Genomic DNA, 19,388 nt, shown 5'->3' with positions numbered 1-19,388 from the left:
TTTTATCTCCTCTGCGCTCAGGCCTTGGTGCTCGGGGCCGAGCTGGGTGCCGCCGCCGCTGGCGCCGCGGTTTCGAGCGTCTCCGGCTCGGCTTTCTCGGATTGCATCTTCACGATGCGCACGCGGTCTTCGCGGCGCACGGCCACCTGGTCGGAAATGCGCTGGCGCTTGCTGTCTTTCTGGTGACGCGTGGTCAGCGCGATCGCCGCGATGATCGCGACCAGCAGCACGAGACCGGCCACTTCGAACGCGAAGATGTAATCGGTGTAGATCACCTTGCCGATCAGACGCGTGTTCGACCAGCCGGCGGTGCCGCCGATCGCTGCGGTGGTATCGCGCACCGGCTGTACCGTCGCGCCGTAGCCGTGCCACAGGATCAACGCCGTTTCGATCACGATGATCGCGCCGACGATGGTCGCCATCGGCACGAAGCGCTTGAAGTCGCGCCGCAGCACGTCGAGATTGATGTCCAGCATCATCACGACGAACAGGAACAGCACCATCACCGCGCCGACATACACCAGCACCAGCAGGATCGCGAGGAACTCGGCCTGCAGCAGCATCCAGATCGCGGCGGCGTTGAAGAACGCCAGCACGAGGAACAGCGCGGACGCGACGGGGTTGCGCGAAGTGATCACCTTCAGCCCCGACAGCGTCAGGAGCACAGCGAAGATGTAGAACAGTACGGTGGTGAATTCCATGATTACCGGTTCTTCGTTAGGCCATCGTCAGGCATGGTCCTTTGCCTCGCCATCCGCGCGCGCCGCGCATGAACACGATCATGCTTGCAGCTTGCGTTCGAACGACAGTCAAGGAACGGCGCACCGCGTGCTAACGGGCGATGCGGCTTGCTTCGAATTGCAGTTACATCAACGGTACGGTGCGTCCGCTGCCTTGTTCGCCGCGATTTCCGCTTCGTAGCGGTCGCCGACGGCCAGCAGCATGTCCTTCGTGAAGTACAGGTCGCCGCGCTTCTCGCCGTGATACTCGAGGATGTGCGTCTCGACGATCGAATCGACCGGGCAGCTTTCTTCGCAGAAACCGCAGAAGATGCACTTGGTCAGGTCGATGTCGTAACGCGTCGTGCGGCGCGTGTTGTCCGCGCGCGTTTCCGATTCGATCGTGATCGCCAGTGCCGGGCACACCGCTTCGCACAGCTTGCACGCGATGCAGCGCTCTTCGCCATTCTCATAGCGGCGCAGTGCGTGCAGACCGCGAAAACGCGGCGAGATCGGCGTCTTTTCTTCCGGGAACTGCACGGTGATCTTGCGCTGGAACGTATAGCGTCCGGTCAGCGCGAGACCTTTCAGCAGCTCGGTCAGGAAGAACGTCTTGAAGAAGTTTTGAATCGAGGTCATGGTCGTCCGCCCTCTTATTTCCAGATATTCAACGGTGACATGATCCAGAAGCCGACCACCACCAGCCACACCACGGTGACCGGAATGAACACCTTCCAGCCCAGACGCATGATCTGGTCATAGCGGTAGCGCGGGAACGTCGCACGCACCCAGATGAATATCGACAACAACATGAATACCTTCAGCACCAGCCAGAAGACACCCGGAATGAAGGTCAGGAAACCAAACGGTGCGTCCCAGCCGCCGAGGAACAGGATCGTGGCCAGCGCCGAGATCACGATCATGTTGATGTACTCGCCGAGGAAGAACAGCGCAAACGCCATCCCCGAGTAATCGATCATGTGACCTGCGACGATTTCCGACTCGCCTTCCACCACGTCGAACGGGTGGCGGTTCGTTTCCGCGATGCCCGACACGAAGTAGACGACGAACATCGGCAGCAGCGGCAGCCAGTTCCACGACAGGAAGTGGATGCCGTAACTCGCGAACATGCCGCGCATCTGCGAACCGACGATGTCCGACAGGTTCAGGCTGCCGGCGGTCATCAGCACGACGACCAGCGCGAAGCCCATCGAGATTTCGTACGACACCATCTGCGCCGCGGCGCGCATCGCGCCGAGGAACGCGTACTTCGAGTTCGACGCCCAGCCGGCCAGAATCACGCCGTACACGCCGATCGACGAAATCGCCATTGCGTACAGCAGGCCCGCGTTGATGTCGCCGAGCACCGCGCCGGCCTGGAACGGAATCACCGCCCACACCGCGAAGGCCGGCACCACCACCATCACCGGCGCGATCAGGTAGATCCAGCGGCTGGCTTGCGCCGGCTGGATCACCTCCTTCAGCAGCAGCTTCAGCACGTCGGCGATCGGTTGCAGCGAGCCGCCGGGGCCGACCCGGTTCGGGCCGAGACGCACGTGCATCCAGCCGATCAGCTTACGCTCCCACAGGATCAGGTAAGCCACGCACAGCAGGATCACCACGGCCACCACGAGGATGCGCACCAGCGCCCATATCGTGGGCCAGGCCACGCCGAGAAGCTGGCTGCCGCCGGCGTTGATCGAATCGAACAGGGTCATTTACGCCTTCTCCACCAGCAGTTCACCGAACAGGCTGCCCAGCGCAGCACCGGCAGGCGTAGCCGCCGATACGCGGACCACCGTCTCCGCAAGATTCGCATCGCGCACGGCCGGAATCTGCACCGAGCGCTCGCCCTGGCGCACGCGCACGGCGTCGCCATCTTTCAAACCGAGTTTGTCGAACAGCGCGGCCGGCAGGCCGATCGTGTTCGCCGCGCGGGCAGCCGCCGTCAGATGCAGCGACGGCGCGCGGCGCACCAGTGCGTCGGCGTGGTAGATCGGTACGTCGGCGATGCGTTCGAAGGAACCGTTGGCGGCCTTCGCACCGTTGCCGTTGCTGCGTGCGATTGCGACGCTCGTCTTGTTCGACAGGCGCGGCGTGAGGTCCACGTCGCCGAGTGCCGCGGTGCGCACTTCTTCAGCCGTGTCGTAACTGAAGGTTTTCGCATCGACCAGGCTGCCCAGCACACGCAGCACCTTCCATGCGGGACGCGCGTCGCCAAGCGGACGCACCACACCGTTGAAGGTTTGCACCGTGCCTTCTGCGTTGACGAAGGTGCCGGCCGTTTCCGTGAACGGCGCGATCGGCAGCAACACGTCCGCGTATTCGGTGCCGGTCTTGAACGGCGACATCACGACGACCATTTCCGCCTGGTTCAGCGCGGCCAGCGCTTGCGCCGGATTAGCGGTGTCGAATTCGGGTTCGATGTTCAGCAACAGGTAGCCCTTGCGCGGCTGCTCGAACGCTTCACGTGCGTTCAGGCCGCCGGCAGCCGGCAGTGCGCCGACCAGATGCGCGCCAACCGTGTTGGCCGCTTCGGTCAGGAAGCCGAGCGCGGCGCCCGTGCTATCTGCGATCCATTGGGCCGCAGCGTGAATCCGCGCGAACTCCGGATGCTGTACCGCTGCGTTGCCGATCAGCACGACGCGCTTGTCGCCGGCGGCGAGCGAGGCGGCGATCTGCTTGGCTGCATCGGTAGCGGTCGTGCCTGCGAAGGCTTCGGGCAGTGCCACGCCACTCGCTTCCGATACCGCAGCGGCGATCGCTGCGAGTTCGTCGAGCCATGCGGACGGCGCTGCCGAGATCACTTGTGCTTTCGGGATCAGCGAGTTGTCGCGTGAAGCCTGCAGCAGCGACACCTTCGCGCCGGCCTTCGACGACAGACGCAGACGCGCGGCAAACAGCGGATGATCGCGGCGCAGCGACGAAGCGCCTACCACGAAGGCCGCGTCGATGTTCGACAGATCCGCGATCTTCATGCCGAGCCACGGCGTGCCGTTGAGAGGCGCCGAGAAATCGGTCTGACGCAGACGAAAGTCAACGTTCGGCGTGCCCACCGCTTGCGCGAGCTGCTTCAGCAGGAACAGTTCTTCGACCGTGCTGTGCGCGCTGCCCAGTGCGGCAATCGCGTTCGCGCCGTGCTGGCCCTTGATGCCGTTGAGGCCCTTCAACACATACTCGAGCGCGGTCTGCCAGTCGGTTTCGACCCACTTGCCGCCTTGCTTGAGCATCGGCGTGGTCAGGCGCTCTTCGCTATTCAGACCTTCGTACGAGAAGCGGTCCTTGTCCGAGATCCAGCATTCGTTGATTGCTTCATTCTCGAACGGCAGCACGCGCATCACGCGGTTGTTCTTGACCTGCACCACCAGATTCGCACCCACCGAATCATGCGGGCTCACCGACTTGCGGCGCGACAGTTCCCACGTGCGGGCGCTGTAGCGGAACGGCTTGCTGGTCAGCGCGCCGACCGGGCACAGGTCGATCATGTTGCCCGACAGTTCCGAATCGACCGTCTTGCCGACGAACGACGTGATTTCCGAATGCTCGCCGCGGCCCAGCATGCCGAGTTCCATCACGCCGGCAACTTCCTGGCCGAAACGCACACAGCGCGTGCAGTGAATGCAGCGCGACATTTCTTCCATCGAGATCAGCGGGCCCACGTTCTTGTGGAACACCACCCGCTTCTCTTCGCTGTAACGCGACGACGACTTGCCGTAACCGACCGCCAGATCCTGCAGCTGACACTCGCCGCCCTGATCGCAGATCGGGCAATCGAGCGGGTGGTTGATCAGCAGGAATTCCATCACCGACTGCTGCGCCTTGATGGCCTTGTCCGACTTGGTGCGCACGATCATGCCTTGCGAAACCGGCGTCGCACAGGCGGGCACGGCCTTCGGCATCTTCTCGACGTCGACCAGACACATCCGGCAGTTCGCCGCGATCGACAGTTTCTTGTGATAGCAGAAGTGCGGAACGTACCTGTCGACCTGATGCGCAGCCTGGATCACCATGCTGCCTTCAGGGACCTCGACCTTCTTGCCGTCTATTTCGAGTTCAACCATGATGGTCAATCTTCCTTAACCTGATACCGCTCAATCGTTCGCCCGCTCACCCGCCGGGCCCATGCGGCCCGCTCGCGATGACGTGTCTGCGGCGTTGGGGCTTTGTTATGCAGCGACTGTTTCCGACACCGCTGCCGCACCGGCGTGCCCGCCGACGAGGCAACGCTTGTTGGCAACGTGGTATTCGAACTCGTCCCAGTAATGCTTCAGCATGCCGCGCACCGGCATCGCCGCCGCATCGCCGAGCGCGCAGATCGTGCGGCCCATGATGTTCTCGGCAACCGAGTTCAGCAGATCCAGATCTTCCTGGCGGCCCAGACCGTGCTCGATACGATGCACCACGCGATACAGCCAGCCGGTACCTTCGCGGCACGGCGTGCACTGGCCGCACGACTCTTCGTAATAGAAGTACGACAGGCGCATCAGCGAGCGCACCATGCAACGCGTTTCGTCCATCACGATCACCGCGCCCGAACCGAGCATCGATCCGGCCTTCGCGATCGAATCGTAGTCCATGTCGGTTTGCATCATCATGTCACCGGGGATCACCGGCGCCGACGAACCGCCCGGAATCACTGCCTTGATCTTCTTGCCGCCGCGCATGCCGCCGGCGAGTTCCATCAGCGTCGCGAACGGCGTGCCGAGCGGAATTTCGTAGTTGCCCGGACGCTCGACGTCGCCCGAGATCGAAAAGATCTTGGTGCCGCCGTTGTTCGGCTTGCCGATTTCCAGATACGCCTGCGGTCCGATTTCCAGGAGGAACGGCACGGCAGCGAAGGTTTCGGTGTTGTTGATCGTGGTCGGCTTGCCGTACACGCCGAAGCTCGCCGGGAACGGCGGCTTGAAACGCGGCTGGCCTTTCTTGCCTTCCAGCGATTCGAGCAGCGCAGTTTCTTCGCCGCAGATGTACGCGCCGTAACCATGGTGCGCGTGCAGCTGGAACGAGAAGCCGGAGCCCATGATGTTGTCGCCGAGGAAGCCCGCGCGGCGTGCTTCTTCGAGCGCTTCTTCAAAGCGCCGATACTCGGCGAAAATTTCGCCGTGAATATAGTTGTAGCCGACCGTGATGCCCATCGCATACGCGCCGATCGCCATGCCTTCGATCAGCGAATGCGGGTTCCAGCGCAGGATGTCGCGGTCTTTGAACGTGCCCGGCTCGCCTTCGTCCGAATTGCAGACGAGGTACTTCTGCCCCGGGAACTGACGCGGCATGAAGCTCCACTTCAGGCCGGTCGGGAAGCCTGCACCGCCACGGCCACGCAGGCCCGACGCCTTGACGTCGGCAATCACCTGCTCGGGCGGAATCTTTTCTTCCAGGATGCGGCGCAGCTGCTTGTAGCCGCCGCGCGCGACGTAATCTTCGAGATGCCAGTTCTCGCCGTTCAGGCCGGCGAGGATCAGTGGCTTGATGTGACGGTCGTGTAGTGACGTCATTTCGAAAGCTCCTCGAGCAACTGGTCGATCTTGGCGCGGCTCATAAAGCTGCACATGCGGTGATTGTTCACCAGCAGCACCGGCGCATCGCCGCACGAACCCATGCACTCGCCCTCTTTGAGCGTGAACTTGCCGTCCGTGGTGGTTTCGCCGAAATCGATTCCGAGTTTCTGCTTCAGATAGTCGGCCGCGCTCTCCGAGCCGCCGTCCGGGCCAAGCTGGCACGGCAGGTTGGTGCAGAGCGTGATCTTGTATTTGCCGACCGGCGACGTCTCGTACATCGTGTAGAACGTCGCGACTTCCTGCACGGCCACGGCCGGCATCTGCAGGTAGTCCGCCACGAACTGCATCAGTTCCGGCGACAGCCAGCCATGCTCTTCCTGACCAACGGCCAGCGCCGCCATCACGGCGGACTGTTTCTGATCCGCGGGGTACTTCGCGACCGCGCGATCGATTTCTTTCAGGCCTTCAGCTGAGATCATTTTCAGACACGACTCTTTCAATTCCTACCGAACGAACACCTGCCGCGGGCGTGCTGCCTGATGCTGCACTTGCGTTGCACCTGCTGCTTGCCGCCTGCGACAGACCCGGCGTTCCTTTGCGTAGCGCGCGCTGTGGGATCACATTGTTATCTTGATGCGCGCGCCGCGATGATACTTGCTTGTCTAGCGGTTCACTTCTAGCGATCCACTTCGCCGAACACGATGTCCTGCGTCCCGATGATCGTCACGGCGTCGGCGATCATGTGGCCGCGCGCCATTTCGTCGAGCGCGGACAGGTGCGCATAGCCCGGTGCGCGGATCTTCAGGCGGTACGGCTTGTTTGCACCGTCCGAAATCAGATAGATGCCGAACTCGCCCTTCGGATGCTCGACTGCCGCATATGCTTCGCCTTCGGGCACATGGAAGCCTTCGGTGAACAGCTTGAAGTGGTGAATCAGCTCTTCCATGTTCGACTTCATGCCGACGCGCGACGGCGGCGCAACCTTGTGATTGTCGACCATCACCGGGCCGGAATTCTTACGAAGCCAGTCAATACATTGCTTCGCAATACGCGTGGATTGGCGCATTTCTTCGACACGCACCAGATAGCGGTCGTAGCAATCGCCGTTCACGCCGACCGGGATGTCGAAGTCGAGCTGATCGTACACTTCGTACGGCTGCTTCTTGCGCAGATCCCATTCGATGCCCGAGCCGCGCAGCATCGCGCCGGTGAGGCCAAGCTGCAGCGCGCGCTCCGGCGTCACCACGCCGATGCCGACCAGACGCTGCTTCCAGATGCGGTTGTCGGTGAGCAGCGTTTCGTACTCGTCGACGCACTTCGGGAAACGGTTAAAAAAGTCTTCGATGAAATCGAGCAGCGAACCCTGGCGGCTCTCGTTCATCTTCGACAGCGCCTTCGCGTTGCGGATCTTCGATGCCTTGTACTGCGGCATCGCTTCCGGCAGATCGCGATACACGCCGCCCGGACGGTAGTACGCAGCGTGCATCCGCGCGCCCGATACCGCCTCGTACACGTCCATCAGATCTTCGCGCTCGCGGAATGCATACAGAAACACCGCCATCGCGCCGACGTCGAGTGCGTGTGCGCCGATCCACATCAGGTGGTTCAGCACGCGCGTCACTTCGTCGAACAGCACGCGGATGTATTTCGCGCGCACCGGCACGTCGATGCCTAGCAGCTTTTCAATCGCGAGCACATAGCCGTGCTCGTTGACCATCATCGACACGTAGTCGAGACGGTCCATATACGGCACCGACTGGATAAACGTCTTGGTTTCGGCGAGCTTTTCGGTCGCGCGGTGCAGCAGGCCGATGTGCGGGTCGGCGCGCTGGATCACTTCGCCGTCGAGTTCGAGCACGAGGCGCAGCACACCGTGCGCTGCCGGGTGCTGCGGGCCGAAGTTCAGCGTGTAGTTCTTGATCTCTGCCATGGCGTTCCCTTAGTGTTTCAGACCGCCATAGCGATCCTCGCGGATCACGCGCGGCGTGATTTCGCGCGGCTCGATCGTCACCGGCTGGTAGACGACGCGCTTCTCTTCCGGGTCGTAGCGCATCTCGACATAGCCGGAAACCGGGAAATCCTTGCGGAACGGGTGACCGATGAAACCGTAGTCGGTCAGAATGCGGCGCAGGTCGGGGTGGCCTTCGAACACGATGCCGTACAGATCGAATGCTTCGCGCTCGTACCAGTTGGCCGAACTCCACACATCGACCACCGATGCGACGAGCGGAACGTCGTCGTCCGGTGCGAACACGCGCACGCGCAGCCGCCAGTTGTTCGCAATCGACAGCAGATGCAGCACCGCCGCAAAGCGCGGGCCTTCATACGCGCCGTCGCCGTACGTCTGATAGTCGACGCCGCACAGATCCATCAGCTGTTCGAATTTCAGCGAAGGATCGTCGCGCAGTTGCTGCACGACCTGAAGGTAATCGCTCGCCTTCACGACGATCGTCAGTTCGCCGATCGATTCCGTGATGCTCGCCAGGCGGCCGCCGAAGGCCGCCTCGAGATTCGCTTTGAGGGTCTCGAGTTTGCTTGCCATATTGTGGGAGGCTTAGATCTTATTGACGGGCGATGGTGTTGGTGCGGCGGATCTTCGCCTGCAGCTGGATCACGCCATACACCAGCGCTTCAGCCGTCGGCGGGCAACCCGGCACATACACGTCCACCGGCACGATGCGATCGCAACCCCGCACCACCGAGTACGAATAGTGATAGTAGCCACCACCATTCGCGCACGAACCCATCGAAATCACCCAGCGCGGCTCGGCCATCTGGTCGTACACCTTACGCAGCGCGGGTGCCATCTTGTTGCACAGCGTGCCGGCGACGATCATCACGTCCGACTGGCGCGGACTCGGACGAAACACCACGCCGAAACGGTCGAGGTCATAACGGGCGGCGCCCGCATGCATCATCTCGACCGCGCAACACGCGAGACCGAACGTCATCGGCCACAGCGAGCCGGTGCGCGTCCAGTTGATCAGTTTGTCAGCGGTCGTCGTGACAAACCCTTCCTTCAAGACCCCTTCAATACTCATTTGCTTTCCACTCCAGACGGGCAGCTAGCATAGGCCGCCCTGCAAACCGGCGATTGACCCGTCATTCCCAGTCGAGGCCGCCTTTCTTCCAGATATAGGCGAAGCCCAGCAGGAATTCGAGCAGAAAAATCATCATCGAGATGAAGCCCGGCCAGCCGATATCGCGCAACGCAACGCCCCACGGAAACAGGAACGCGGTTTCAAGATCGAAAATGATGAACAGGATGGCGACCAGGTAGTAGCGTACGTCGAACTTCATACGCGCGTCTTCGAAGGCTTCGAAACCGCACTCGTACGGGGCGTTCTTCGCGTTGTCTGGCCGATTGGGACCGAGGATCTTGCCGATACTGACCAGTGCTACGCCTAAACCGGTGCCCACGATGAGGAACAACAATACGGGGAAATAGGCTGCGAGGTTCAAGACTATCCTCTTTCGGTTGGTTCTGCAGGCCACCAGATGCCGGGAACAGACCCCTCCCGACGCGTATCACTTCGGCGTGCTAGTTGTTGTAAGCGTACGGCAAGCAGCACACTAAACGTGAAAATGCCAGCCGAAAGCGAAGCAAGCGGCTGGCATTAGAATAACGTCCTGATTAACATTGGTGCCGACGGCGAGACTCGAACTCGCACAGCTTTCGCCACTACCCCCTCAAGATAGCGTGTCTACCAATTTCACCACGTCGGCACTGTCTGCAATCCGGGAAATCAACTTATAAAAGCCGCGAATCGCTTCAAGACTTGAATTGTAACTGGTTTAAACAGTTTGTTCAACGCACAAAAGCAGGCAAACCGAAAAATTTACTTCGGCACGTTCTGGCCCGGCGCAGATGCCGCCGGCGCTGCTGCAGCGGCAGCAGATGCACCTGAAGCAGCGACGCTAGCCGATGCATTCGACGTCGCTGCTGCACCCGATGCAACCACCGGTGCAGTGGGCACGTCGCCGAGCACGCCTGCTGAAGGCTTGGCGTGGTAAGCGCCGAGATAGGTCAGCGCGAGTGTCGTGACGAAAAACACCGCGGCAAGCACCGCGGTCGTGCGCGACAGGAAGTTGGCCGAACCGGTCGCACCAAACAGGCTGCCCGATGCGCCGCTGCCGAAGGCCGCGCCCATGTCGGCGCCCTTGCCGTGCTGCAACAGCACGAGGCCGATTACCCCAAGCGCCGACAGCAACTGGACGACGATGATCAACGTTTTCAAATACAGCATTCCACTCACCTGAGTCTTTATTTAATGCGCAATGTGACAGACATTGCGCTCAATCCGTTATGCCCGCGCTGCCGCGACGGCCGCCGCGCAGATCGCGAGGAAATCACCCTGCTTTAACGACGCGCCGCCAATCAGGCCGCCGTCGATGTCGCGCTGGCGGAACAACTCTTCCGCGTTGTCGGGTTTCACACTACCGCCATACAACAGTGGCACATCGGCCACTGCATCGCCCTTGGCTGCCAGACGCGCACGCAAGAAAGCATGCACCGCCTGCGCCTGTTCCGAGCTTGCACTCTTGCCGGTGCCGATCGCCCAGACGGGCTCATAGGCCACGACAATACGCGCCGCATCCTCTACCGACAACTTCGTCAGCACTTCATCCAGTTGCTCGCCCACTACCTGCTCGGTTGCACCGGCTTCACGCTGCTCGAGCGTTTCACCGACACAGACGATCGGCGTCAAACCTGCTTCGAGCACTCGCTGCGTCTTGATGCCGACCAGCCCCGCGCTTTCCTGATGGTAAGCACGACGCTCCGAATGGCCGACGATCGCCAGTTGCGCACCGAATTCCGCAGCCATCGCAGCCGCCACTTCGCCGGTGAACGCGCCTTGCGGATGCGCCGATACGTCCTGCACGCCCCACGCGACCCGCGAGCCGTTCAGCAACACTTGCGCCTGCGAAAGATAAACGCACGGCACGCATACACCGACCCGCACGCTTTCCGGCAAGCTGCCGGCGCCCTGCGACACCGCCGTGAGAAGCACACTGTTTTCAGCGAGCCGGCCGTGCATCTTCCAGTTACCGACTACCAGCTTGGCTCGTTGCTTTGCTTGCTGTTCTGCCATCGTCTTGCCTATTGCTCTCATGTCGTGAGTGGTGGGCGAAGTCCGCTTCGTCGTTCGCCCCTCTTTTAGCCAAGATTCTTCGAACCTTCGACCGAAACCTACCCGCAGCACGCGCAAAACACGCGATTTTACTTTGAGCGGCGCAATCGGGTCAAACTCGACCGATCATGCCGCGATACAGCCGTCAAGCAGGCCACCGGGGGGCGGCCATCGACCGTGTATCCAACCTGCGCAGTCAGGCGCGCAGTTAAGCGTTATCGCCCCAATTCAGCACGAGCTTGCCGACGTGCACGCTACTTTCCATCAATGCATGCGCCTGCGCCGCATCGGCGGCCGCGAATACCTGATGCACGACCGGCTTGATGCTGCCGTCTTCGAGATGCGGCCACACATGCTCTTTCAGCTGCGCGGCGAGCTTCGCCTTGAACTCGACCGGTCGCGCACGCAGCGTCGAACCGGTGATGGTCAGGCGGCGGCGCAGCACTTCGCTCATGTTCACTTCGGCCTTCGCGCCACCGAGCAACGCGATGATCACGATGCGCCCGCCGTCGGCGAGTGCGCTTAGCTCGCGCGAGATATAGCTGCCTGCCACCATATCGAGAATCACGTCGACACCGCGATCGTTGGTCAACGACTTCACGACTTCGACGAAATCTTCGGTCTTGTAGTTGATCGCACGCTCGGCGCCGAGCGCTTCGCACGCGCGGCATTTATCGTCGGAACCCGCGGTGGCGAACACGCGAAACCCGAGCGCATGCGCAACCTGGATCGCCGTCACGCCGATGCCGCTCGAACCGCCCTGCACGAGGAACGTTTCGTTCGCCCCACCCTCGCCCTTGCCGAGCAGCGCGCGGTCGAACACGTTGCTCCACACGGTGAAGAAGGTTTCCGGCAGCGATGCTGCTTCGATATCCGACAAACCCTTCGGCACCGGCAGACACTGCGCAAGCGGCGCAGCCGCATATTCCGCATACCCGCCGCCGGCAAGCAACGCACACACGCGATCGCCGATCTTCAAACCAAACGGATTATGCTTCTCATCGATCGAGCCGCCGACGATCTCGCCCGCCACTTCCAGCCCGGGCAGATCCGACGCGCCCGGCGGCGGCGCATACGAACCCTTGCGTTGAAACACATCGGGCCGGTTCACACCCGACGCCGCTACCTTGATCAGCACTTCGCCCGCTTTCAGCTCCGGCATCGGCCGCTCGGCAAGTTTCAACACTTCCGGCGCACCGAATTCGGTGATTTCGATCGCTTTCATCGCTGTCGTCTCCAAGGGGGGATTGCGTTGAAAACTGCGCGCTGAAACCGCGGGTTCGCAATGCGATCCACCCTACATGAAAAACGGCCGGCGCGCATTCACGCTGCCGGCCGTTGGTTCGTCGCCGCGTTACTGCTGCGGCGTCGATTCAGGCTGCGATGCTGCGCCGTCGTTCAACAGCGCCTTGGCCGACAAACGCACGCGACCCTTCTCGTCCGTCTGGATGACCTTGACCTTCACCTGCTGGCCTTCCTTCAGATAGTCGTTGATATCCTTGATACGCTCGTTCGCGATCTCGGAAATATGCAGCAGACCATCCTTGCCCGGCAGGATATTCACGATTGCACCGAAGTCGAGCAGCTTGAGGATCGTGCCTTCGTACACCTGACCCACTTCGACTTCCATCGTGATGTTCTCGATGCGCTTCTTCGCTTCGGCCATGCCTTCGGAGCTGGTGCTCGCGATCGTCACGACGCCGTCGTCGGAGATGTCGATCGTGGTGCCGGTTTCTTCGGTCAGCGCGCGGATCACCGAGCCACCCTTGCCGATCACATCGCGGATCTTTTCCGGGTTGATCTTGATCGTGATCATGCGCGGAGCGAATTCGGACAGCGTCGTGTTCGCGCCGGACACCGCCGAGGTCATCTTGCCGAGAATATGCAGACGGCCTTCCTTCGCCTGTGCGAGCGCGACCTGCATGATTTCCTTCGTGATGCCCTGGATCTTGATGTCCATCTGCAGCGCGGTCACGCCGTCAGCCGTGCCGGCCACCTTGAAGTCCATGTCGCCGAGGTGATCTTCGTCGCCGAGGATGTCGGTCAACACCGCGAACTTGTTGCCGTCGAGAATCAGGCCCATCGCGATACCGGCGACGTGCGCCTTCATCGGCACGCCGGCGTCCATCAGTGCGAGGCAGCCGCCGCACACCGATGCCATCGACGACGAACCGTTCGATTCGGTGATTTCCGACACCACGCGAATCGAATAGCCGAATTCGTCGGCGCTCGGCAGGCACGCCACCAGCGCGCGCTTGGCCAGACGCCCGTGACCGATTTCGCGGCGCTTCGGCGAGCCGACGCGGCCGGTTTCACCAGTCGCGAACGGCGGCATGTTGTAGTGGAGCATGAAGCGTTCGCGGTACTCGCCTTCGAGCGCGTCGATGATCTGCTCGTCGCCCTTGGTGCCGAGCGTGGCCACCACCAGCGCCTGCGTCTCACCGCGCGTGAACAGCGCGGAGCCGTGCGTGCGCGGCAGCACGCCAGTGCGGATTTCGATCGGACGCACGGTGCGGGTGTCGCGGCCGTCGATACGCGGTTCGCCGTTCAGGATCTGCGAGCGGACGATCTTCGCTTCGATATCGAACAGCACGTTGCCGACGGTAGCCTTGTCGGCCGCCGCAGCGCCCGTGCCGGCTGCGTCTGCTTCGAGCTTCGCCGACGTCGCTGCGTAGACTTCCTTCAGCTTGGCCGTGCGCGCCTGCTTGTCGCGCGTTTGATATGCGGCGAGCAGTTCGTTGTAGGCGATTTCGTTGACGCGCGAGATCAGCGCTTCGTTCTTCGGCGCCGGCTGCCACTGCCATTCCGGCTTGCCGCCTTCGCGCACCAGTTCGTGGATCGCGTCGATGGCGGTTTGCATCTGCTCGTGGCCGTACACGACTGCGCCGAGCATCACGTCTTCCGGCAGCTGGTCTGCTTCCGATTCGACCATCAGCACTGCGCGCTCAGTACCGGCCACCACCAGATCCAGGCGCGATTCCTTGATTTGCGAACGGGTCGGGTTCAGCACGTACTCGTTGTTGATGTACGCGACGCGCGCCGCGCCCACCGGGCCGTTGAACGGCAGACCCGATACGGCGAGCGCCGCCGACGCGCCGATCAGCGCTGCGATGTCGGCCGGCACTTCCGGGTTGATCGACATCACGTGGATGACGACTTGCACTTCGTTGTAGAAGCCTTCCGGGAACAGCGGACGCAGCGGACGGTCGATCAGGCGCGAGATCAGCGTTTCGCCTTCGGACGGACGGCCTTCGCGACGGAAGAAACCGCCGGGAATCTTGCCTGCGGAGTAGGTTTTCTCGATGTAATCGACGGTCAGCGGGAAGAAGTCCTGACCCGGCTTCGCGGTTTTCGCACCGACCACGGTGGCGAGCACGACGGTGTCTTCGATGTCGACCAGCACGGCGCCGCCTGCCTGGCGAGCGATTTCACCCGTCTCGAGGCGAACCGTGTGCTGCCCCCACTTGAATTCTTTGACGATCTTGTTAAACATAGACATATTTGTCCTCCGTTGATCTTTTGTTGTGCCACACGGCCTGCGGCTGCGCGGCACATACCCAAACCGGAGCCGCATGGAAGAGGAGTGTTATGCCATTCCAGCGAATCGCTCGGCCTGATCGAGCCTCACGCGCGACCTTCGCGCGCGAACCGCTGGAATGACACAGCGCCCTTCCCTGAAGCCCGGCTGTTATTGACTGCGGCCCTGACTGCGACCGCGACTGCAGTTCGGTTGACTGCGGCACTGGCAGCAGCCTCGACTGCGTCCCGACTTCGCCCCGACTTTCGTCTTGTTACGCGCGCCTGCCGCCGCCTGCTATCCCATACTGGCTGCGGCAGCCTCGATCGCCTGCGCGGCCACTTGCGAACCGGCCGCGCCGCAACTTTATTTCACGACGTTTTAAGCGCACCGTAACGAGCGGTTCCAAAAACGACTACGGGCGCCCTGCCGATGCCCAACTCACGAAACCGTACGCGGTTACCCTCGTACAACCCGCACCGTTGCGCACCGTTCAAAAACAAAATGCCTGCATCAGAGGACTGACACAGGCACTTTGCTGAAAAGACGACCCGCTTACTTACGCAGACCCAGCTTCTCGATCAGCGAGCGATAACGATCCGCATCCTTGCCCTTCAGGTAGTCGAGCAGCTTACGACGGCGGCTCACCATGCGCAGCAGACCGCGGCGGCTGTGATGGTCTTTCGTGTGGGCTTTGAAGTGACCGGTCAGCTCGTTGATGCGCGACGTTAGCAGCGCAACCTGGACTTCGGGAGAACCGGTGTCGTTAGCGCCGCGAGCGAATTGCGCGACGACGTCCGACTTCTTGATTTCAGCAACAGTCATGTGATTTCCTTTAAATCTTGACGGGCGGTCACGGAAGAAAGGCCGTGCCGTGGGGTGCAGCGAAGCGCGTATTGTAGCACAGCCCGAAAGCCCGGAGAACTCAGGCCGTTCGGACAGGTTGGGCGGGCTTTCAAGCGCCGAATCACTGCACGGTTTGAAAATCTTTCAGCGCATCACGTGTCAAAATAAGGCCTCTCCACGATAGAAATAACCGTGAAAACGCTTTCGGAGACATTCATGTTCGATCGCCTCCCCTCCGCGCTTGCGGCCATCGCGCCGCGCGCACGTCTGCGCCGCGCGCTTGTCGCGTGCACCGGCGCCGTCGTACTGGCTGGCTGCGCGCAGCCGTGGCAAGGCTACGCGCCTGGTGCGGACCAATCCACCGTGCTGTCGCGCCTCGGGCCGCCGCGCGAAGTCTACGACCTGCCGAACGGCGGCAAGCGGTTGATGTGGCCGACCCAGCCGATGGGCGAATACACCACCGCCGCCGATATCGACGCCTCCGGCAAGATCCTGAACGTGCGTCAGGTGTTGCAGGTGAACGAGTTCTACAAGGCGGAAATCGGCAAATGGACGCGCACTGACGTGCTGGTCAACTTCGGGCGCCCGGAGGAAACCTCGTACTTCCCGCTGATGAAGCGCGAAGTCTGGACCTACCGGTACTACGAAGACAATGTCTGGTACATGCTGTACAGCTTCTATTTCGACGATCAGGGCATTTTGCGTCTGACGCAGAAAACGCCGGATCCGCTGCACGATCCGGATCGGCGCAGCTTGTTCTAGGCGTGAGCCACACCTGAGTTGAACCGGTATCGAAAGCAATAAACCCCGTGCGGCCTTGAGCCACACGGGGTTTATTTTTGGCGTTACTGCCTCACGAACGTTGCGGATTCAGCTTGTCGACGCCCAACCGGTTCAGCGCCGCGATATATGCCTTCGCCGATGCCGCGACGATGTCCGGATCCGTACCGACACCATTCACGATACGTCCCGCTTTCGACAGCCGCACCGTCACTTCGCCTTGCGCCTGCGTACCGGTGGTGATCGCGTTCACCGAATACAACAGGAACTCCGCGCCGCTACCCACTTCGCTTTCGATTGCGTTCAGCGTGGCATCGACCGGGCCGTTACCGCGCGCTTCCGCACGGATTTCCTTGCCCTCGACCGAGAACACGATCCGCGCATGCGGCTGCTCGCCGGTTTCCGAATGCTGCGACAGCGACACGAACTTGTAGTGTTCCTTCTGCTGCGCTTCTGCGGATTCTTCGGTGACGATCGCGATGATGTCTTCGTCGAATATCTCGGCCTTGCGGTCTGCCAGTTCCTTGAAGCGCGTGAACGCCTCGTTCACCTCGCTCTCGCTGTCGAGCGTAATGCCCAGCTCCTGCAGACGCTGCTTGAACGCATTGCGCCCCGACAGCTTGCCGAGCACGATCTTGTTCGCGGTCCAGCCCACATCTTCGGCCCGCATGATTTCGTAGGTATCGCGCGCCTTCAGCACGCCGTCCTGGTGGATGCCCGACGCATGCGCGAACGCATTCGCGCCGACCACCGCCTTGTTCGGCTGTACGACGAAACCGGTAATTTGCGAAACGAGCTTCGAAGCCGGCACGATCTGCGTCGTATCGATGCCGAGATCGAGGCCGAAGTAGTCTTTGCGGGTTTTCACCGCCATCACGATTTCTTCGAGCGACGTGTTCCCCGCGCGCTCGCCGAGACCATTGATCGTGCACTCCACCTGACGCGCACCGCCGATCTGCACGCCGGCCAGCGAGTTCGCCACCGCCATGCCGAGGTCGTTATGGCAATGCACGGAGAACACCGCCTTGTCCGAATTCGGAATGCGTTCGCGCAAGGTCTTGACGAGGTTGCCGTACAGCTCCGGCACGCCGTAGCCGACCGTATCGGCGATATTGATGGTGGTGGCACCTTCGGCGATCACCGCTTCGAGCACGCGGCACAGGAAGTCCAGATCCGAGCGGCTGCCGTCTTCCGGCGAAAACTCCACATCATTGGTGAACTTGCGCGCAAAACGCACCGCCAGCTTCGCCTGCTCGAACACCTGGTCCGGCGTCATGCGCAGCTTCTTCTCCATATGCAGCGGGGAAGTGGCGATAAAGGTGTGGATGCGGAAATGATCGGCGGGCTTCAGTGCATCGGCGGCGCGCTGGATGTCCTTGTCGTTCGCGCGGGCCAGCGAACAGACCGTGCTGTCCTTGATGGTCGATGCGATCGTGTGGATCGCGTCGAAGTCGCCGTTCGAACTGGCGGCAAAGCCGGCTTCGATCACGTCGACCTTGAGCCGCTCGAGCTGCTTCGCGATACGGATTTTTTCTTCCTTCGTCATCGACGCACCGGGCGATTGCTCACCGTCACGCAACGTCGTGTCGAAAATAATCAGCTTGTTGTCTGCCATGTCAGGTCTCCGGGGACGATCTGGATTTGGTTCTGGATCGAAAGAAAACAGGAATACGGGTGTTTGCGCCACCGGCTGGCGACGCTAACGACGTACGAGGCAGACGGAGGGCGAAAACGGTTAGCGCGACACGCGCGCTAGAGCTAGCGAGCCTAGTAGCGCGCCGGCTTGAAGAGTCAGGAAGGGGAACTTGAAAAGTGCCATGCCAGCGACTATAGCGGCATTCCGGATTTCCTGCAATTCGCGGCAACGGCAAACCGGCCGCCGCCGGGCGCCTGCGCGCGGCTTGCGCGCCCACCCGCGCGCAGCAGCCTGTGTTCACGCGCAAGCCGCATGCGAAAACGGCAGCCCGAAGGCTGCCGCTCACTGTGACACGCACACATGACACTGCTTATGGCACCGAGCGCGCCGGGTTGGCGCGGCCGCGCAACGCGCGATACGCCCAGAACACATAGCCCGACAGCCCATACAGCACGAACAGGCCGAACAGCATCAGCGGCGGATCGGACGACACCAGCACGAACAGCACGACGACCAGCAGCGTCGCCGCGAACGGCACGCGATGCCGCACGTCGAGCGCCTTGCCGCTATAGAACGGCGCGTTCGACACCATCGTGACGCCGGCATAGATGGTCAGCGCGAACGCCACCCACGGCAGCCACACGAGTTTTAGCGGCACGCGGTTATCGGTGGCGAGCCACACGAAGCCGGCGATCAGCGCGGCCGCCGCCGGGCTGGGCATACCCTGGAAGAAGCGCTTGTCGACCACACCGATGTTCGTATTGAAACGCGCGAGCCGCAGCGCCGCGCCCGAACAATAGACAAAGGCGGCGAGCCAGCCCCAGCGGCCGAGGTCTTTCAGCACCCATTCGTACATCACGAGCGCCGGCGCGACGCCGAACGACACCATGTCCGACAGGCTGTCGAACTGCTCGCCGAATGCGCTTTGCGTATGCGTGATACGTGCGACGCGCCCATCCATGCCGTCGAGCACCATCGCGACAAAGATGGCGATCGCGGCGACTTCGAAGCGCACGTTCATCGCCTGCACGACGGCGAAGAACCCGCAAAACAGCGCCGCGGTGGTGAACGCGTTCGGCAGCAGATAAATGCCGCGCTTGCGCAGAAACTGCTGACGCGCCGCGCGCCGGCTGTCGATCACGCCCGGCACCGCATCGGTGACCGGCTTGTTGCGGCGAAACGGACGCGGCGGACGCGGTTGCGGCTGCGGCGTGGCGCTCGGACGGGGACGACGCGGTTTGAGTGCGGCCATAGGGTCTC

General features: G+C 61.9%; 18 protein-coding genes and 1 tRNA gene. 1 reads left to right on the top strand and 18 read right to left on the bottom strand.

Annotation, left to right across the window (positions count from 1 at the left end; all coding sequences use genetic code 11):
• Positions 1 to 17: 17 nt before the first annotated feature.
• The 16 genes from ACYVNQ_RS29730 to rpsO form a co-directional block, all read right to left on the bottom strand.
• Entirely contained in the window at positions 18 to 701 is a 684-nt protein-coding gene (locus ACYVNQ_RS29730) for an NADH-quinone oxidoreductase subunit J (RefSeq protein ID WP_460907652.1), read from the bottom strand.
• Between the two features lie 168 nt (positions 702 to 869).
• Positions 870 to 1,358 carry an NADH-quinone oxidoreductase subunit NuoI gene (gene nuoI, locus ACYVNQ_RS29725; protein WP_460907650.1) on the bottom strand — a complete coding sequence of 163 codons (489 nt, stop codon included), beginning with the start codon at positions 1,356 to 1,358 and terminating at the stop codon, positions 870 to 872.
• 14 nt (positions 1,359 to 1,372) lie between these two features.
• Positions 1,373 to 2,437, bottom strand: a complete 1,065-nt coding sequence (gene nuoH / locus ACYVNQ_RS29720) for an NADH-quinone oxidoreductase subunit NuoH (RefSeq protein WP_460907648.1) — start codon at positions 2,435 to 2,437, stop codon at positions 1,373 to 1,375.
• Positions 2,438 to 4,780: an NADH-quinone oxidoreductase subunit NuoG gene (nuoG, locus tag ACYVNQ_RS29715; protein ID WP_460907646.1), complete on the bottom strand. Its 2,343-nt coding sequence runs from the start codon at positions 4,778 to 4,780 to the stop codon at positions 2,438 to 2,440. It abuts the gene before it with no gap.
• 105 nt (positions 4,781 to 4,885) lie between these two features.
• Positions 4,886 to 6,214: an NADH-quinone oxidoreductase subunit NuoF gene (gene nuoF / locus ACYVNQ_RS29710; protein ID WP_460907644.1), complete on the bottom strand. Its 1,329-nt coding sequence runs from the start codon at positions 6,212 to 6,214 to the stop codon at positions 4,886 to 4,888.
• Positions 6,211 to 6,696 (bottom strand): NADH-quinone oxidoreductase subunit NuoE, encoded by a 486-nt coding sequence (gene nuoE / locus ACYVNQ_RS29705; protein ID WP_460907642.1) that lies wholly within the window; start codon positions 6,694 to 6,696, stop codon positions 6,211 to 6,213. Before nuoE ends, nuoF begins: the two co-directional genes overlap by 4 nt.
• 197 nt (positions 6,697 to 6,893) lie before the next feature.
• Positions 6,894 to 8,147, bottom strand: a complete 1,254-nt coding sequence (locus ACYVNQ_RS29700; RefSeq protein WP_460907640.1) for an NADH-quinone oxidoreductase subunit D — start codon at positions 8,145 to 8,147, stop codon at positions 6,894 to 6,896.
• A gap of 9 nt (positions 8,148 to 8,156) precedes the next feature.
• Positions 8,157 to 8,759, bottom strand: a complete 603-nt coding sequence (locus ACYVNQ_RS29695; protein ID WP_460907638.1) for an NADH-quinone oxidoreductase subunit C — start codon at positions 8,757 to 8,759, stop codon at positions 8,157 to 8,159.
• Positions 8,760 to 8,778: 19 nt separating this feature from the next.
• The gene (locus tag ACYVNQ_RS29690) at positions 8,779 to 9,258 is read right to left on the bottom strand and encodes a NuoB/complex I 20 kDa subunit family protein (protein ID WP_006052903.1); all 480 of its coding nucleotides are present in this window, start codon (positions 9,256 to 9,258) and stop codon (positions 8,779 to 8,781) included.
• A gap of 61 nt (positions 9,259 to 9,319) precedes the next feature.
• A complete protein-coding gene (locus ACYVNQ_RS29685; RefSeq protein ID WP_460907635.1) occupies positions 9,320 to 9,679 on the bottom strand; it encodes an NADH-quinone oxidoreductase subunit A in 360 nt (119 codons plus the stop codon).
• A gap of 179 nt (positions 9,680 to 9,858) precedes the next feature.
• Positions 9,859 to 9,943, bottom strand: a tRNA-Leu gene (locus tag ACYVNQ_RS29680).
• Positions 9,944 to 10,056: 113 nt separating this feature from the next.
• Positions 10,057 to 10,464: a preprotein translocase subunit SecG gene (gene secG, locus ACYVNQ_RS29675; protein ID WP_460907633.1), complete on the bottom strand. Its 408-nt coding sequence runs from the start codon at positions 10,462 to 10,464 to the stop codon at positions 10,057 to 10,059.
• Between the two features lie 57 nt (positions 10,465 to 10,521).
• On the bottom strand, positions 10,522 to 11,310 hold the full coding sequence (gene tpiA, locus ACYVNQ_RS29670) for a triose-phosphate isomerase (RefSeq protein ID WP_460907631.1): 789 nt from the start codon (positions 11,308 to 11,310) through the stop codon (positions 10,522 to 10,524).
• Positions 11,311 to 11,557: 247 nt separating this feature from the next.
• Positions 11,558 to 12,574, bottom strand: coding sequence for an NAD(P)H-quinone oxidoreductase (locus ACYVNQ_RS29665; protein WP_460907629.1), 1,017 nt, complete (start codon positions 12,572 to 12,574; stop codon positions 11,558 to 11,560).
• A 129-nt stretch (positions 12,575 to 12,703) separates the two neighbouring features.
• Positions 12,704 to 14,848 carry a polyribonucleotide nucleotidyltransferase gene (pnp, locus tag ACYVNQ_RS29660; RefSeq protein WP_460907627.1) on the bottom strand — a complete coding sequence of 715 codons (2,145 nt, stop codon included), beginning with the start codon at positions 14,846 to 14,848 and terminating at the stop codon, positions 12,704 to 12,706.
• A gap of 573 nt (positions 14,849 to 15,421) precedes the next feature.
• Positions 15,422 to 15,691, bottom strand: a complete 270-nt coding sequence (gene rpsO / locus ACYVNQ_RS29655) for a 30S ribosomal protein S15 (RefSeq protein WP_460907625.1) — start codon at positions 15,689 to 15,691, stop codon at positions 15,422 to 15,424.
• Between the two features lie 237 nt (positions 15,692 to 15,928).
• Here rpsO and ACYVNQ_RS29650 point away from each other — a divergent pair, with 237 nt between their 5' ends.
• Entirely contained in the window at positions 15,929 to 16,474 is a 546-nt protein-coding gene (locus ACYVNQ_RS29650) for a hypothetical protein (RefSeq protein ID WP_460907623.1), read from the top strand.
• A gap of 91 nt (positions 16,475 to 16,565) precedes the next feature.
• Here ACYVNQ_RS29650 and ACYVNQ_RS29645 read toward each other — a convergent pair whose 3' ends face one another.
• A complete protein-coding gene (locus ACYVNQ_RS29645; RefSeq protein WP_460907620.1) occupies positions 16,566 to 18,107 on the bottom strand; it encodes a 2-isopropylmalate synthase in 1,542 nt (513 codons plus the stop codon).
• Positions 18,108 to 18,498: 391 nt separating this feature from the next.
• On the bottom strand, positions 18,499 to 19,380 hold the full coding sequence (gene pssA / locus ACYVNQ_RS29640; protein WP_460907618.1) for a CDP-diacylglycerol--serine O-phosphatidyltransferase: 882 nt from the start codon (positions 19,378 to 19,380) through the stop codon (positions 18,499 to 18,501).
• Positions 19,381 to 19,388: the final 8 nt, after the last annotated feature.

This window comes from Paraburkholderia jirisanensis, assembly GCF_054782355.1.
Note: the sequence above shows the minus strand (reverse complement) of the source record. Positions and strands in the feature narration are given on the sequence as shown.